The organism is Aquipseudomonas guryensis, assembly GCF_014164785.1.
GTDB classification, from domain to species: Bacteria; Pseudomonadota; Gammaproteobacteria; order Pseudomonadales; family Pseudomonadaceae; genus Aquipseudomonas; species Aquipseudomonas guryensis.
Genome location: NZ_JACJFN010000004.1, coordinates 376,459 through 392,263, shown reverse-complemented (window position 1 = coordinate 392,263; position 15,805 = coordinate 376,459). Strand labels below are relative to the sequence as shown.

The 15,805-nt window shown below is 63.9% G+C and carries 17 protein-coding genes; 10 read left to right on the top strand and 7 right to left on the bottom strand.

From position 1 onward, the window contains the following. Positions 1-84 precede the first annotated feature (84 nt). Positions 85-1,404: a sensor domain-containing diguanylate cyclase gene (locus tag H3H45_RS16960; protein ID WP_182834872.1), complete on the top strand. Its 1,320-nt coding sequence runs from the start codon at positions 85-87 to the stop codon at positions 1,402-1,404. 11 nt (positions 1,405-1,415) lie between these two features. On the opposite strand, the gene H3H45_RS16955 is transcribed toward H3H45_RS16960, so the two are convergent. Continuing rightward, complete coding sequence (locus H3H45_RS16955) at positions 1,416-1,718, bottom strand: DUF1883 domain-containing protein (protein WP_160081281.1); 303 nt, start codon at positions 1,716-1,718, stop codon at positions 1,416-1,418. Between the two features lie 140 nt (positions 1,719-1,858). Between H3H45_RS16955 and H3H45_RS16950 the strand changes: the two genes are divergently transcribed. The 6 genes from H3H45_RS16950 (at position 1,859) to H3H45_RS16925 (ending at position 7,124) form a co-directional block, all read left to right on the top strand. After that, on the top strand, positions 1,859-2,329 hold the full coding sequence (locus tag H3H45_RS16950) for a DUF2846 domain-containing protein (protein ID WP_182834871.1): 471 nt from the start codon (positions 1,859-1,861) through the stop codon (positions 2,327-2,329). 20 nt (positions 2,330-2,349) lie between these two features. Continuing rightward, positions 2,350-2,958 (top strand): hypothetical protein, encoded by a 609-nt coding sequence (locus tag H3H45_RS16945; protein ID WP_182834870.1) that lies wholly within the window; start codon positions 2,350-2,352, stop codon positions 2,956-2,958. Positions 2,959-3,039: 81 nt separating this feature from the next. Then, positions 3,040-4,083, top strand: coding sequence for an RNA methyltransferase (locus H3H45_RS16940; RefSeq protein ID WP_182834869.1), 1,044 nt, complete (start codon positions 3,040-3,042; stop codon positions 4,081-4,083). A 73-nt stretch (positions 4,084-4,156) separates the two neighbouring features. Next, positions 4,157-4,618 carry a methyltransferase family protein gene (locus H3H45_RS16935; protein ID WP_182834868.1) on the top strand — a complete coding sequence of 154 codons (462 nt, stop codon included), beginning with the start codon at positions 4,157-4,159 and terminating at the stop codon, positions 4,616-4,618. 177 nt (positions 4,619-4,795) lie between these two features. Then, positions 4,796-6,097 carry a leucine-rich repeat-containing protein kinase family protein gene (locus H3H45_RS16930; protein WP_182834867.1) on the top strand — a complete coding sequence of 434 codons (1,302 nt, stop codon included), beginning with the start codon at positions 4,796-4,798 and terminating at the stop codon, positions 6,095-6,097. Between the two features lie 58 nt (positions 6,098-6,155). Further along, positions 6,156-7,124: an endonuclease/exonuclease/phosphatase family protein gene (locus H3H45_RS16925; RefSeq protein WP_182834866.1), complete on the top strand. Its 969-nt coding sequence runs from the start codon at positions 6,156-6,158 to the stop codon at positions 7,122-7,124. Positions 7,125-7,127: 3 nt separating this feature from the next. Here the strand turns inward: H3H45_RS16925 and H3H45_RS16920 are convergent, their stop codons facing one another. The 5 genes from H3H45_RS16920 to H3H45_RS16900 all read right to left on the bottom strand — a co-directional run bounded on the left by H3H45_RS16920 (position 7,128) and on the right by H3H45_RS16900 (position 11,737). Then, the gene (locus H3H45_RS16920; RefSeq protein WP_182834865.1) at positions 7,128-8,204 is read right to left on the bottom strand and encodes a polyamine ABC transporter substrate-binding protein; all 1,077 of its coding nucleotides are present in this window, start codon (positions 8,202-8,204) and stop codon (positions 7,128-7,130) included. A 51-nt stretch (positions 8,205-8,255) separates the two neighbouring features. Further along, complete coding sequence (locus H3H45_RS16915; RefSeq protein ID WP_182834864.1) at positions 8,256-8,597, bottom strand: cupin domain-containing protein; 342 nt, start codon at positions 8,595-8,597, stop codon at positions 8,256-8,258. A 22-nt stretch (positions 8,598-8,619) separates the two neighbouring features. Then, positions 8,620-10,026, bottom strand: a complete 1,407-nt coding sequence (locus H3H45_RS16910) for an NAD(P)/FAD-dependent oxidoreductase (RefSeq protein WP_182834863.1) — start codon at positions 10,024-10,026, stop codon at positions 8,620-8,622. A gap of 45 nt (positions 10,027-10,071) precedes the next feature. Further along, the gene (locus H3H45_RS16905; protein ID WP_182834862.1) at positions 10,072-10,893 is read right to left on the bottom strand and encodes an AraC family transcriptional regulator; all 822 of its coding nucleotides are present in this window, start codon (positions 10,891-10,893) and stop codon (positions 10,072-10,074) included. 64 nt (positions 10,894-10,957) lie between these two features. After that, positions 10,958-11,737, bottom strand: a complete 780-nt coding sequence (locus H3H45_RS16900; RefSeq protein WP_182834861.1) for an AraC family transcriptional regulator — start codon at positions 11,735-11,737, stop codon at positions 10,958-10,960. A gap of 259 nt (positions 11,738-11,996) precedes the next feature. On the opposite strand from H3H45_RS16900, the gene H3H45_RS16895 reads away from it, so the two are divergent. The 3 genes from H3H45_RS16895 to H3H45_RS16885 are packed head-to-tail and all read left to right on the top strand — an operon-like array spanning position 11,997 to position 14,286. After that, the gene (locus H3H45_RS16895) at positions 11,997-12,935 is read left to right on the top strand and encodes a lipase family alpha/beta hydrolase (RefSeq protein ID WP_182834860.1); all 939 of its coding nucleotides are present in this window, start codon (positions 11,997-11,999) and stop codon (positions 12,933-12,935) included. Between the two features lie 56 nt (positions 12,936-12,991). Continuing rightward, on the top strand, positions 12,992-14,020 hold the full coding sequence (locus H3H45_RS16890) for a lipase secretion chaperone (RefSeq protein ID WP_182834859.1): 1,029 nt from the start codon (positions 12,992-12,994) through the stop codon (positions 14,018-14,020). Positions 14,021-14,067: 47 nt separating this feature from the next. Beyond that, positions 14,068-14,286, top strand: coding sequence for a DUF2970 domain-containing protein (locus H3H45_RS16885; protein ID WP_173205644.1), 219 nt, complete (start codon positions 14,068-14,070; stop codon positions 14,284-14,286). A 2-nt stretch (positions 14,287-14,288) separates the two neighbouring features. Here H3H45_RS16885 and H3H45_RS16880 read toward each other — a convergent pair whose 3' ends face one another. Beyond that, entirely contained in the window at positions 14,289-15,344 is a 1,056-nt protein-coding gene (locus tag H3H45_RS16880) for an ABC transporter substrate-binding protein (RefSeq protein ID WP_182834858.1), read from the bottom strand. Positions 15,345-15,805: the final 461 nt, after the last annotated feature.

Here is a 15,805-nt window from a genome sequence, read left to right as displayed (position 1 = left end):
GCAGCCCAACTGCTTGAACGGCGCATGCATAATGCCACCCATCTTCTGCTCTCCAACGGGCTCCAGCAGCCCTGAACCAGCAAAATGCCCTTGATCATCCTTGCCCTCGCCGCCGCTCTGCTCCTTGTATTCCTGCTGACCCGCCTGCTGCGCCGTGAGCGCCAGGCCCGGCAGCGGCTGGAGCTGTACGACCAGTTAATCGACAAACTCAGCGACGGCGTGCTGCTGATCGGCAGCGACGGACATATCCGTCAACACAACCAGGCCGCCGCCCACCTCCTGGGCAAGGCCGGCAGCGAGTTGCTCGGTTCCCCCCTGGCGGACGCTGTGCCGCAGCTGGCGCAAACCGAAGCCCTGACAGCCGGGCAGCGCCTGCAAATCATCAGTGCCACGGGTAAACGGCTCGCGCTGGAAGTCTGCCGCCTCGGCGAAGCTGGCGAGAGCCTTGCCCTTCTGCAGCCGGCCAGCGAGCCGGAGCGCTCCCAGGAAGATATCGAGCGCTTCAAGCGCAGCCAGTATTTCGCCCGTATCGGCACCTGGGACTGGGATGTCGATACCAATCGCCTGTACTGGTCCGAGGCCATCTACGCCATGTTCGGCCATGCGGTCGGCGCCGTGACACCCAGTTACGAGCTGTTCTGCGCCAGCGTGCACCCGGATGATCGCGAGCGGGTGCGTGCCGGCGAGCTGCGCTGTATCGAGACGGGCGAAAACCACGACGAGGAATACCGGGTGGTCTGGCCGGACGGCAGCGTGCACTGGCTGCGCGAGACCGGCAACGTGTTGAAGAACGCCCAGGGCGCGGCGGTGAAGATGATGGGCGTGGTGCGCGACATCACCGAGGAGAAGGCCTGGGCCAGCCAGATGCACCAGTTGGCCCACCACGATGCGCTGACCGGCCTGCCCAACCGCCTGGTCTTCGAGGATCGCCTGAGCAATGCCCTGGAACGTGCGCGGCGTAATGCGACACGGGTGGCTCTGGTGTTCATCGACCTCAATGGTTTCAAGGCGATCAACGATGCCCACGGCCATGCCGCCGGCGATCAGGTGCTGGTGGCCACCGCGCAGAAGCTCAAGGGTGCGCTGCGCGAGTCCGACAGCGTGGCACGGATTGGCGGCGACGAGTTCGTAGTCATCCTCGAAGGCTTGGCGTTGGACTGTGCCCTCGAAGAAGAGGCGCGACAGATTGGCGGGAAGATCCTCGACGCACTGGCCACACCGTTCGGCAGCGACAACCTGCAGCGCATCGGTGCCAGTCTGGGCATCGCGGTGTTTCCGGATCATGCACCGAGCATGGACCGACTCATCCATGTCGCCGACCTGGCGATGTACGAGGCCAAGCGCAGCGGCGAAAACCAGTACCGCCTGGGCAACGACGGCCAGCAGCGGGCAAGCGCCGAGTAACCCTCAGCCAATCAGCTCAGGCTGGAGCTGGAACGGCGGATGATCTTGATCGAATGCTTCAGCGCCGGCTTGCGCGTCACGCTGATCGCGCGACGAGTCACCGTGTCGATGGTGATGTTCCAGAAGCCACTGTTGGGCACAGTGATCTTCGCCGGGAACTTGTCGAATGCGCCGCCGTGGTAGGCATGGCGCCCGCCATTCTTGAAGCTGCGAAAGTTCGCATCGCTCATCAGGCGGATATTGCAGGGCTGCGAGCACTCGATGACGACGATATCGTCTTCGTTGAGGTGTTCGCGCTGGTGTATGAATTTCATGGTGTGTCCCCACACTTTTTCCGGCGCGCACCATAGCACAGGCGCTCCCGGCACGCAGATGGATCGTCAGCTAACCTTAGCTGGTCGGCCGTATGTGGTCGGCAATCGTCACGCCCCGCCACCGGACAAGGATGCCCTGCATGCATCGTCGGCTGCTACTGCTACTGCCCCTGCTGCTAACAGGTTGCAGCAGCCCCGCCTACTTCGAAGCCGTACAGCCCGCCAACCCGCAGAACGCCGTGCTCTACCTGTATCGACCGGAAGCCAGCAACCCGGGCCTGATGCAACCCCTGCGCTTCGACTACCCGGAAGTGTTCATCGACAGCCAGAGCATCGGCACGTTGAAGTTCAACCAGTATCGGCATGTCGAACTGGCGCCGGGAACCCACAGTGTGCGGATTACCGGCCTGAGCCCGGCAGCCAAGTGGGCACCGCGCGATATCGAGCAGCAGCTCACCCTCAACCCGGCACAGATCAAATACCTGAAGCTGAATGTGCAGTACAACCTGAACGAAATGGTCATCGGCCAGCCTTCGCCAAGCTACTCGATTCACCTGACGCCGATGCGCAGTGAAGATGCCCTCTACGAAATTCGCCACACCAAGCCCTAAGAGCCATCAGGAGATTGCCCATGCCCGCTATCAACAACCTTGGTTTTTTGCTGCTCAGCGCTGCGCTACTCAGCGCCTGCAGCAGCCAGGCAGAAAATGAGCCACTGACCCGCGACGTAGACACCAGCCAGGTCACCATCGAGGGCGTACCCGGCGGTGTGAGCACACAGGTCGAGAAAGTCAGTGCTGTGGTCAGTGCCATCGATTACGACAAGCGCAGCTTTACTTTGGAGGACGCCCAGGGCCACCAGCGCAGCTTCACTGCCCCGCCAGAAATGATCAATTTTCCGCAGTTGAAGGTCGGCGACAAGGTCAATGCCACCATCGCCGTGGAACAGGTGGTATTCCTGCGTGAGCCGGGCGCTGCCGGCGAGGATGGCGCCGCCGGACTGGTTGCCGCACCGCCGGCCGGCTCCAAGCCGGGCCTGCTGGTGGCCGATACCGTAGAGGTCACCGCCGTGGTCAAGGTCATCGACACCAAACAGCGCACAGCCACCCTGGAATTCGCCGATGGCACGCGCAAGACCGTGCAGGTGCGCCCGGACGTGCAGCTCAAAGACGAGTATCTGAACCGCCAGGTGGTGATTCGCCTGAGTTCGGCACTGGCCATCAGCGTAGAACCCCAGTAAGCACTTGCGCTCGGCGGGTCTCCGTCCGCCAAGCCGGCCACGCTTCGCCGCTACCGCGCACAGTGGTAGCATGCGCGCCCCATGCGCATCCCCGACATCCAGCAACGCCTCGCCGACCTCGGCGCCCTGCCTGCCCACAGTGGCCGGGTGGTGCGTGCCTGGTTGCAGGGCAAGCCGTTGAACACCGGTACTCGCCGCCAGCACAGCGATAACTTCCTGCCGCTCTCGGTACGTGCCGGCCTGCCGCGACTGAGCGAAGACCTCGACAACCTGGTGCGCCTGCGCTCCGAACACCCCGGCGTCGACGGCTCGGCACGCCTGCTGGTGGAGCTGAGCGACGGGCAGATGATCGAGAGCGTGCTGCTGCCGCGTGGCGGCCTGTGCGTCTCCAGCCAGGTCGGTTGCGCGGTCGGCTGCGTGTTCTGCCAGACCGGCAAGAGCGGCCTGCTGCGCCAGGTGGGCAGCGCCGAGATCGTCGCCCAGGTGGCCCTGGCGAGGCGCTTCCGCCCGGTAAAGAAAGTAGTGTTCATGGGCATGGGCGAGCCGGCGCACAACCTCGACAACGTGCTGGAAGCCATCGACCTGCTCGGCAGCGAAGGCGGTATCGGCCACAAGAACCTGGTGTTCTCCACGGTCGGCGACCCACGGGTATTCGAGCGCCTGCCGCAGCAACGGATCAAACCGGCCCTGGCCTTGTCGCTGCACACCACCGATGCCGAACTGCGCCAGCAACTGCTGCCGCGCGCACCGCGTATCGACCCCGAGGAGCTGATGGAGCTGGGCGAAGCTTACGCCCGCGCCGTCGACTACCCGATCCAGTACCAGTGGACGCTGCTCAAGGGCATCAACGACAGCCAGGAAGAAATGGACGAGATCCTGCGCCTGTTCAAGGGCAAGTACGCGGTGCTCAACCTGATCCCCTATAACAGCCTGGAAGCCGACGAATTCCAGCGCCCCGACGGCGACCGCATCGTGCAGATCGTGCGCTACCTGCACAGCCGCGGCGTGCTGACCAAGGTGCGCAACAGCGCCGGCCAGGACATCGACGGCGGCTGCGGCCAACTGCGCGCACGGGCTGCCGAACTGGTCGAGCGCAAACGCCAACAGCGCCATTCTGCGGACTGAAACGGCGCCGGGCTTGCCAGCGGCGGCAACGCCGTGCACCAATCGGCGCCTATCCCAATCAGGAACTGCGCCCATGTCCGCTCTCGAACTGAAGATCCCGCCGCCGCTGGTGCTGTTTGTCTGCGGCCTGCTGATGTGGCTGTTGGCCTACCTGCTGCCGAGCCTGGGCTTTGCGCTGCCGGGGCAACTGGCGCTGGCCGTGCTGCTGGCCATCACCGGGCTGGGCGTGGCCGGCGCCGGCGTCCTGGCCTTTCGTCAGGCCAGCACCACCATCAACCCGACCCGGCCGAGCGCCACCAGTAGCATCGTCAGCAACGGCGTGTACCGCTTCACCCGCAATCCCATGTACCTGGGCATGCTCCTGTGCCTGGGGGGCTGGGCGCTGTTTCTCGGCAACCCGCTGAGCCTGCTCGGCCTGCCGCTGTTCGTCGCCTACCTCAACCGCATGCAGATCGGCCCGGAGGAACGCGCTCTGAGCACCAAGTTCGGCGAACCCTATTTGCAGTACTGCAACCTCGTGCGACGCTGGCTCTGAGGGGCACCTACTCCCGTAGGAGCAGCTTTAGCCGCGAGGCTGTTGCCGGCGCCTGAGAGTGTTCGCGGCTCAAGCAGCTCCTACCAAAGCACTCGGCACCGCCCTGCTCCGCGGCTGTCGGGCTTGCATCAAAATGCTACTCTCTGCGACTTTTTCCAGCCGCCCCTGCCGACCCGCATGCACACTCTCGAACAACTCCGCCGTGGCGAACTGGCCGGCATTACCCGCCTGGACCTGTCCGCCGAGCTGCACGAATTCCCCCGGGAAATCTTCGACCTGGCCGACAGCCTGGAAGTGCTCAACCTGTCCGCCAATCAGCTCACCCGCCTGCCAGACGATTTGCCACGGTTGCACAAGCTCAAGGTGCTGTTCTGCTCGGACAACCCCTTCAGCGAAGTACCGGAAGTGCTCGGCGACTGCCCGCAGCTGGAGATGGTCGGTTTCAAGGCCAATCGCCTGCGTCATCTGCCCGCTGCAGCCCTACCCAAGGCCTTGCGCTGGCTGATCCTGACCGACAACCAGCTCAGCCAGTTGCCGCAGGAGCTGGGCGACTGCCCGCGCCTGCAGAAGCTGATGCTGGCCGGCAACCAGCTCACCGACCTGCCGGACAGCCTGGCCGCCTGCAGCAACCTGGAACTGCTGCGCATCGCCGCCAACCGCCTCGATGGCCTGCCCGACTGGCTGCTGCAACTGCCGCGCCTCAGCTGGCTGGCCTTTGCCGGCAACCCCTTCAGCGACCGCGAGGAAACGCTGGCCCTGGCCCGCCATCCGCACCCGCCGATAGTGCGCACGCAGTTGACGCTCGGCGAACTGCTCGGCCAAGGCGCCAGCGGCATGATCCACCACGCCCAGTGGACGCGCCCTGGCCAGCCGCCCCAGGCGATGGCGGCCAAGCTGTTCAAGGGCGAGTTGACCAGCGACGGCCTGCCCCACAGTGAAATGGCCGCCTGCCTGGCTGCCAGCGAACACCCCAACCTGATCCGCGTGGCCGGCCCGCTGGCCGAGCAGGCTGACGCACCGGCCGGCCTGCTGCTGGAGCTGATCGAGCCGAGCTACCAGGTGCTGGCCGGGCCGCCCTCGCTGGCCAGCTGCACCCGCGACCAGTACCCGGACGAGCGCCGCTTCAGCCTCGCCGAAGCCCTGCGCATCGCCCGCGGCGCTGCCGCAGCCATGGCCCATCTGCACGCCCGGGGCATCCTGCATGGGGACCTGTATGCGCACAACCTGCTGGTCAACCCGCAAGGTAACTGCCTGCTAGGCGACTTCGGCGCCGCCTCGTTCTTCGCCCCGCACAGCACGACCGGCGCAGCCCTGCAGCGGATCGAGGTGTGCGCCTTCGGCTGTCTGCTCGAAGAATTACTGCAGCGCTGCGCAGCGCCAGAAGCACAGGGGCTATGGCAACTACAGCGCCGCTGCGTGTCGAGCAATCTCGACGAGCGTCCGCACTTCGCCGAAATCCTCGACCTGCTCGGCGCTTGAGCCGCTTGCGGAGCCATCGGACGGCGGCCACTCTCAGCAGCCCAAGGTGAGCACAACCATGTCCCGACTGAACGCTTATCTCTGGCTGCTCACTACCCCCAGCCTGCTCGGCCTGCTGCTGCCGCTGCTGAGCAACGCGCTGGCTGGAACCAGCGGCACCCTGCCCTGGCTGCTGGACCTCGCCAGCCACTGGCAATGGCTGTTTCTCACTGGCCTGGTATCGGCCGCACTGCTCGGCGCCTGGCGTGATCGACGCTGGCTGCTGCCCCTGCTGGCCACCCCACTGCCCTGGCTGAGCGCAGCACCCGAGTTGCCCACCGGCACTGGCGGCCCCGAGTTGCGCGTGGCCAGCGCCAACGTGCACCTGGACAGCAGCGATACTGCGCGGCTGGCCGCCTGGCTGCTGCAGGCGCAGCCGGATCTATTGGTGTTGTTGGAAGTCTCGCCGGCCTACGCCAAGGCGCTGCAGCAGCTACCCGGCTATCCACATCGACTGATCCACGCCGACAGTTCGCCCTTCGGCATCGCCCTGCTCTCGCGCCTGCCGCTGACCCATAGCAGGGTGGAGATGGATGACCAGGGCATTCCCCATCTGCGCGCGCAACTGCGCCTCGCTGGCTGCAACGTCAGCATGAGCGCCTTTCATCCCATGCCACCACTGTCGCCGGACTTTCACGCCCGGCGCGACGCCCGCCTGCGCGAACTGCTGCAGAGCAGTGGCGCGCAGCCGGCCCTGCTCGCCGGCGACCTCAACGCCACGCCCTGGTCCAGCGCATTCGCCGGGCAGGATGCACACGGCTGGCGGCGCGCCAGCGGCCTGGCGCCCACCTGGCCAAGCCTGGGCGCGGGCGTCATGGGCATTCCCATCGATCATGTACTGGCCACGCGGCACTGGCACCTGCTGGGCCAGGAGCGTAGCCCGCGGATCGGCTCCGATCATTTGCCGGTACTGGTCAGACTCGGCCTGGCCAGTTGCCAGAACGACGAAGCCCCGGACGAGGCCGGGGCTTTGTTGAGCAATCAGTAACAGTCAGGTGCCGCTCTTGACCTTGCTCCAGATGCGCGTGCGCACCCGGTCGATCTTCAGCGGCATGGCCTGCAGGGTGTACAGCTTGCTCAGTACGTCTGCCGGCGGATAGACCTTATTGTCGGCCTTGAGCGCCGGATCGACCAGGCCATCGGCCTTGGCATTGCCGTTGGCGTAGTGCACATGGTTGCTGATGCCGGCCATCACCTCGGGCTGCAGCAGGTAGTTCATGAAGGCGTAACCCGCCGCCTCGTTGGGCGCGTCGGCCGGCATGGCCACCATGTCGAACCACATGGGCGCGCCTTCCTTGGGAATCACATACTCGATCTTCACCCCGTTACCGGCCTCGCTGGCGCGACTGCCGGCCTGCATGACATCGCCGGAGAACCCCACCACCAGACAGATATCGCCATTGGCCAGCTCGCTGATGTACTTGGAGGAGTGGAAATAGCGCACGTTCTGGCGCATCTCCAACAACAGCTTCTCGGCCTGCTTGTAGTCGTCGAGGTTCTGGCTGTGGTGTGGCAGCCCCAGGTAATGCAGGGCGATCGGCAGCAGCTCCGGGCCGTTGTCGAGTACCGCCACGCCGCATTGGCTGAGTTTGGCCATGTGCTCCGGCTTGAAGAGCAGGTCCCAGGAGTCCAGCGCCACACCGTCACCGAGCACCGCCTTGACCTTGTCGACGTTGTAGCCGATGCCGGTACTGCCCCACAGGTAGGGGAAACCATGCTGATTGCCCGGGTCGTTGACCTGCAGCGCTTGCAGCAACACCGGGTTGAGGTTCTGCCAGTTGGGCAACTGACTCTTGTCCAGCTTCTTCAGCGCACCACCCTGGATCTGCCGGGCCATGAAATGGTCCGAAGGAAACACCACGTCATACCCGGAGCGACCGGCCATCAGCTTGGCATCCAGGGTTTCGTTGCCGTCGTAGACGTCGTAGTGGGTGGCTATGCCGCTGGCCTTCTCAAAGCTCTTCAGCGTATCCGGGGCGATGTACTCGGCCCAGTTGTAGATACGCACGCTCTCCGCGGCCTGGCTGACCGATGCCAGCAGCATCAGCGGGAGGATTTTCTTCAGCATGGAATTACCTCGGTAGTTGTTTTTGTTGGCAAGGATGGATGGGCAGCGGGTTCAGAAAATCAGCACATAGCTCTTGCGCAGGGTTTCCTGGATATCCCAGATGCCGGTGGTGTTGGCTGGGAAGAGGATGGCGTCGCCGGCCTGGATCACGATCGGCTCGCCCACGTCGGGGATGAAGGTGCAGCGCCCGGCGATGAAGTGGCAGAACTCCTGATGCACGATCTGCCGGCGCCAGCGCCCCGGCGTGCACTCCCACACGCCGGTTTCCACGCCGTCGCTGCACTCGACGCTGGTCACCGAGGTGACTGCGACCGGCTCGCTGAGCGGCACGGCCACCGGGTTGGATTCCTCCAACGCCAGGCTGGCGGTGTTCTTGAAATGACTGATGCTCATGGCTTTCTCCGAAGGTTTTGCGTTAACGCATGAAACTTTCCATGAAGCCCGCCAAGCTTTGCGCCAGGCGGCGGCGCCAGGGCGCGCTGTGCGGGTCGGCCAGCACCCGGTCCTCATGCACGAAGCTCTGGATGATGGCGTTGTAGCCCAGCCAGCGGCACGGCTCCGGCTCCCAGCTGCGCAGCTGGCTCAGGCGGCCATCGCTGATGACCCAGGGCTGGCGGGTCAGCTCGCTGTCCTGGCCAAGAATTAGCGCGGCCAGGGTGCGCCCGCCGAGGTTGCTGGCCCCTACCCCTTCGCCACCGTAACCACCGGACAGGGCGATGCCGTTGCGCCGGTCCGCCAGCATGTGCGGGTGGAAGCGCCGGGCCATGCCCAGGTTGCCGCCCCAGGCGTGGCTCAGGCGCACCTCGCGCAACTGCGGGAACAGTTCACCGAACAGGTAGCGGCGCAGCTGGCGTTCATCAGTGGTCAGGTTGAAATCGGTGCGCAACTGGCCGCCGAAGCGGTAACCGCCACGGGCGCCGAAGACCAGACGATCATCAGTCGTGCGCTGGCCGTAGGTGACCTGGCGACTGGCTTCGCTGAAGGCCTGGCCCCGCTCCAGGCCGATCTGCGCCCAGGTTTCGGCCGGCAAAGGCTCGGTGGCCACCAGCAGGCTTTGCACCGGCAGTTGGTAATGGCCCAGCGGTGGCAGGCTGGCGGCGTAGCCTTCCACGGCCGGCACGATCCAGTCAGCGCGTACGCTGCCATGGGAGGTGCGCAGTAGGCCCGGTTGCCAGTCGAGCACGCGGCTTTGCTCGTAGATTTCCACGCCCATAGACTCGACGCAGCGGGCCAGGCCACGCACCAGTTTGGCCGGCTGAATGGTTGCGCAATGCGGGGTAAACAGCGCGCCATAGGGGTTGGCCATGCGCAGTTGTTTGGCCAGCTCGGCAGGCTCCAGCCAGCGGTAATCCTCCTCGCCCAGGCCCAAGGCGCGCAGGCCTTGCAGCTGCCCACGCAGGCTGGCTTCTTGCTCCGGATAGCGCGCCGCGCAATACAGCACGCCGCCCTTGCGGTAGTCGCAGGCGATGCCTTCGCGCTGCAAGACCGCGCCGACTTCATCGGGAATGCCGTGCAGCAGGTCGAACGCGGCCTTGCGTTGTGCGGCCGGCAAATCGCCAAGCAGGCGGTCTTCGCCGAGCAGGTTACCCATCAGCCAGCCGCCATTGCGCCCGGATGCACCGAAGCCGGCGGTCTCGGCTTCGAGGATGACGATACGCAGTTGCGGCGCCTGGCACTTCAGGTAATAGGCGGTCCACAGCCCGGTGTAGCCGGCGCCGATGATCGCCACATCGGCGTGCAGCTCGGCGCCCAGGGCGGGCCGTGGCGCTAGGGACTCGTCGAGCTGATCCAGCCACAGGCTGAGGGTGCGCCAGTCGCTCATTGCATGCTCCGCAAAGGGGGAATGCGCAGAGCCTAGTGAGTCGCCTCAGGGCTTGTCGTGCGTGCGGGCCCGCAAGGAAATCTGCTTGAGGTAGGCCTTGGGCGACTGGCCGGTATGCCGGCGGAAACAGCTGTAGAAGGCCGACAGCGAATTGAAGCCGGCGGCGAACGCCAGCTCATCCACCGGACGCGGATCACCGCCGGCCGCCAGGCCATCGAGCAGGTGCTGCAGGCGCGCCTGGTTGACGTAGCGGTAGAAGCTCTGCCCGAGCACCTGGTTGAGCAGGTGGGAAATCTGGTTGCGGCTGTAGCCGGTGGCCGCGGCGACCTGTTGCAGATTCAGCTCGGGGTCGAGGAAAGGCTGGTGCTGCTGGAAGTACTCCTGCAGATCCTGGGCGAGCTGACCGAGCTGGCGCGCCGACAGGCCCAGGCGGCTGATGGCCGGGCGTGCTGCGCCGCCTGCGCTGACTACCCGTTCCTCGCGCAGCAGGGTCGCGTACTCGTTGATCCGCCAGATCAGTCCGTCGCGCACGGTGATCGCCTCGCCGGTGCGGAACGACACCAGGCCACCGCTGCCCTGCAGGCACAGGCGGTACTGGATAAACGCAGTGTGGCCGTCGATGCGGATGCGGTCGCTATGCTCCAGCGCCTCGCCGGGCTGGCGCGGCAGGTTGTGCTGCACGTACTCGCGCAGCTCGGCCAGGTGCATACAGCGCTGCTGGAAGAAGTCGTTGTATTCGATCTCCGGGTGGTACAGCGCCAGCACCGCCTCGAGGTCGCGGTGCTTCCAGCTCAGGTGGTAGCGCAGGATGACTTCGCGGGTGCGTTCGCTCTGCTGCGCGTCATCGGGGAAGTCGCTGTCAAACATGCCGAGCTCGGTAGTGATCAATCCTGGCAGCTTGCCCTAGTGCAGTCAGCGGCTCAATCCACAACTAACCGGCAAACAGGCGCACACCATGGGGATGTGCCAGCACAGCAGACGGCGTCATGCCGATGATGCTGCGAAAGGTGTGACTGAAATGCGCCGAGTCGGTGAAGCCAGCGGCCACCGCTGCTTCGGTCAGACTCATGCCACGCGCGACGCCGACCGAGGTGACGAACAGCCGGTGCCACTGGCGATAGCGCCGAATCGGGATGCCGATCTTCTGGCGGAACAACTGGGTCAGACGCGGCACCGACAGGCCGACCTGCTGGGCCAGGTAATCGATGGACTGGTTGCACGCCACATCGGCCTTGATCAGCTCGATGGTGCGCACGATGCGCGAATCAAGGGAGAAGCCATCCGGCACCTGCTGCTGCGGATTGATCAGCTCGTCCATCCAGGCGTAAAGCAACTCTGGCGATGCGCTGCTGCGGTGCAACTGGTCGAAACGCTCGATGCAGGCAGCCTCGCTATCCAGGCCGTGCAGCACACTGGCCTGGCCGGAAGCCATGCGCGGTGCCAATAGCGCAAAATCTTCGCCGAAAACGTCGAGATAGCAGATCGCAACGCGCGAACTGCGGCTATCCACGCTCAAATCCAAGCCAGCCGGCAACAACGCGCTGTGGCACACCACCTGACAGCCCTCGGACTCCAGATAGAGCGGGCCATCCAGGCCGAACAGCAGCATCGCCGCAGCCTGTGAAAGCTGCAGTGGCTGATGGAACTGACCGAGATGAAAAGTGCGTTTGTCCCACAGATAGAGCAGGACCGGCGCGTTGATTGGCAGCATGAAGATTCCCGCCTGGCAGTCGGCTGATCGCCGCTGCTCCTGTTGTTTTTGTCGGCGCAGGGTTATCACAGGGACGATTTTTTCGGCTAGCCGATGCCGCCCCAGCGTGACGCGCATCACATTTATTTTATCGCCATGCACTGGCTTTCATCAGTTCTTACAAGCCGTACCGGCGTTGCGGTGGTCTGATAACCGCCACCTCCGCTGCTGTGTGCGGGGCTACAACAAAAACAAAAACAGATCCACACAGGTACTCTCGATGAAAAAGCTGCTCGTCTCGACGTTGGCTGCCGCCAGCCTTTGCACCGCCCTCACCGCCACCGCCGGTACCACGGCACAAACCAAACACCCCATCGTCCTGGTGCCCGGCATTTTTGCCTTCGACACCATTGCCTTCATCGACTACTGGTACAAGATCCCCAGCGCCCTGCAGGGCGAAGGGGCCAAGGTCCATGTACCCAAGATCAACGCCTTCGACAGCTCGGCCAAGCGCGGCGAAGCACTGATCGCCCAGCTTGAGCAGATCCGCGCTGCCTCCGGCGGCACCGTGAAGAAGTTCAACCTGATCGGCCACAGCCAGGGCGGCATCACCGCACGCTACGTGATGAACACGCGGCCGGACATGGTGGCCTCGGTGACCACCCTGAATACGCCTCACAAGGGCTCGCCACTGGCCGACGTGGCCACCGGCATCGCCCCATCCGGCACCCTCCAGGGCGTGGCCTTCGACGTGTTCGCCAATGCCGTGGGTGACCTGGTCAACCTGATGTCGAACAACAAGAAGAGCCAGTCGGACATCCGCGCCATGCTCGCCGAGTTCAACAAGACCGGTGCCGCTGCCAACAACAGCAAGTTCCCGGTTGGTATCCCCACCACCTCCTGCGGTGAAGGCCCGGAAACCGCCAGCATTGCCGGCAATAGCGTGCGCATGTACTCCATGAGCGGCACCTGGAAGCTGACCAACGTGCTGGACATCTCCGACCCGCTGTTCGGCATCACCTCGCTGGCCATCAGCGAATCCAACGACGGTGTGACTGGACGCTGCTCCAGCCACTTCGGCAAGGTGCTCAAGGACAACTACATGATGAACCACCTGGACGTCACCAATCAGGTTCTGGGACTGGTGTCGCTGTTCGAAACCAATCCGAAAAGCCTCTACGTGAATCAGGCCAATCGCCTGAAAAATCTCGGCCTGTAAGTGGTTGGCGGGCATGCCGGTTCCCCTCCGCGCATGCCCGCTGTCAGGAGCTCTCGATGTCCACCAGATTTCTCCTGAGTGCCTTGGCCGTCGCCGGTTTCAGCGCACTCGGCATTTGCACCACGCTGCTCCTCAGCGATACAACACCGCCAGCTGCTCAAGCCCAGAGCACGCCCAGCAGCGCAATCCCGACTGACTCGCGCAGTCAGCAGGCCAGCACCCTCAACCAGCAGCTGCAGCAGACGCCAGCAGCCCAGCTGAGCGATCCCGGCCCACTGCCCGCCTCCCTGCAGGGCAGCCATCACGGCGTGCAACTGCGCCAGAATGCTCAGGGTCAGTTGGTGATCGAAGCAACACTGATAAAACTGTTCGAGTTCTACCTCACCGGGCTGGAAGAAGAAGGGGTCAACAAGGTTCTGCTACGCATCCATCGCGAGCTGGCCGCCCAGCTGCAAGGTGTTGCAGTGGACCAGGCGCGTGACCTGCTGCGCCGCTATGTGGATTACCGCATCGCCCTGCAGGTGCTACCACGCCACGACAATAACCTCGACCCTGCCACCCTGCGCCAGCGCTACGAAGCGCTCAACGCCATACGCCAGCAGTTCTTCTCCAGCGAGGAATACCAGGCATTCTTCGCCCGCGAAAACGCCGAGGACGAGTACATGTTGCAGCGCCTGGCCCTCGGCCAGCAGCAGGGTTTGAGCGACACTCAGCAACAACAGGCGCTGAGCGAACTGGAGGCACAATTACCCGAAGACGTACGCCGGGCGCGCAGCGAAAGCACACGCTATGGCGAACTCTATGCGACGACCCAGGCCATGCAGGCCGAAGGTGCCAGCGCCGAAGAAATCCGCCTGCTGCGCGAACAGACCCTGGGCAGCGAGGCGGCGCAGCGCCTGGCCGAGCTGGATCAGCAACAGGCCGAGTGGCAGCAGCGCCTCAGCGACTACGCCAGTGAACGTGACCGCCTGCGCGCCGCCGGGCTTAGCCAGACCGATCTGCAGAACGCCCTGAGCGAACTGCAGACCAGCCGTTTTGACGAACTGGAACGCAAACGTGTGCAGGCGCTGGATGCTGATCTATAGCTGAATCGACCCGATTTTGCGGCTACGCTGAAGGAAAGGAGGTGTCCATGAGCGACGAGCAAAACGACAAGCCCCTGACCTTCGGCGAGATGCTGCAAAGCGTGCTGGCCGCAGCCTTCGGCGTGCAGAGCGGCAAGCGCCGCGCTCGCGACTTCAGTCGCGGCAAACCGAGCCACTTCGTGATTCTCGGCGTGCTGTTCACCGCCATCTTCGTGCTGGTGATCTTCAGCGTGGTGCAGCTGGTGCTGCACTTCGCCGGCGTCTGAACTCAACGCAACAAGGCATCGATGGCACAGGCGTAGTGCTTCATCTGCGGATCACGCTGGGCACTGAAACGCCTGAAATCAAGCCCTTCACCAGGCTTGCGCATGTACGCCAGCAGGTTCTGCGCCTCACGCTGATTGAACAGGCGCAAGAGCCTGGCCTGCTGCTCCGTACCGCCGCGCTCGGCGAAATCCAGGCCACGCGCATGATCGTGCAACAGCACCATGGCACAGCCACCGAGAATGGTATGCCCACCGGCCAGCACCTCGATCCGTCCATCAATCCGCGCCTGCAACACCCGCTCAGAGGTGTTCAGGCCTGTGTAATGCAGCTTGCGACCCTGCTCCCGAGCTGCACGCATCACGCCGAAGGTCATCTCGTCATTGGCCGCCCACACCAGGTGAAGATCCGGGTAGCGCGGCAGCAGAGCCTTGGCTTGTTCGTAGGCACGCTGCTCCTTCCATTCGCCGTAAAGCAACTGCCGTAGACGCACCTGTGGGTGCTCGGCCAGCGCGCGCTTCAAACCTTCCTCGCGCAAGCTCGCCGATGGTGTCTGCTTGATGCCGGAGAACGCCACCATATCGCCCTGAGGATCCAGTTCGATCAGTGCCTTGGCCATCAGGTAACCGGCCTCCTCGTCATTGGTGACCAGGCTGCCTATCCAGTTCGGGTATTTTTCCCGTGGGCCACCCAGACGCGACCGCTGCTCAGGCGTCAGGGTGCTGTGCAGGGCCAGCAGTTTGATCCCGCTGTCGGCATACAAGCGCAGGATTTCCGGGCCTACATACTGCTCGTTGACGAAGACCAGGTAGTCGGGCTTCTCCTTGCGTTGCAGTACCGCATGCGCATTGGCCAGGATGGTTCGCGTATCCCGCGCGCCATAGAGCACGTGCAACTGCATGCCCAGATCATCGGCGGCGTCCTGCATGAAAGCCGCGTAATCGGACCAGAAACGTTCGGTTGAATAACCAGGATTGAGGAACACCACCGAAGCTGCCTGGGCCGGCAGCCAGGTCAGCAGAAGGCAAGTAGCTAGAAAGATGCGCAACAGAGCATTCATGAAACGTTATTCAGGAAAATTGGCCGCGCAGTATACCGAGCCGCATCGCGCATCCGCTCACCTTCGATCCCGCGCCATAAAAAAGCCAGGGCTGGCTGCCCAGCACTGGCTCTTGTTGCTTTCACAGGCTATTGCTGACTGACCCAGAACACCGCAGTGGCGACGACCAGCACTATCAGTATGAAAATAGCACGGGCATCGACGAGGCTGTCCTGGCTGTCTGGTTCGGTATGATCGGTCATGGCTCCCCCTTTATTGTGGTTATGGGTGGTTCGCCAAGACAGTTAAGACCAGGCAACCCTGCGCCTCAAGGTAAAAGGCCACATTTGCTCTTCTTAGTACTTTTTGTTCAAGCCTTATACAAAAACATCACTTTTGCGCATAAACCTTAACTGGTATCTTCCCCCAGCTCCGCGTGGAGTGCGCAGCCGTGCGCGCAAAAAGCCTTGCTGTCTGATGAA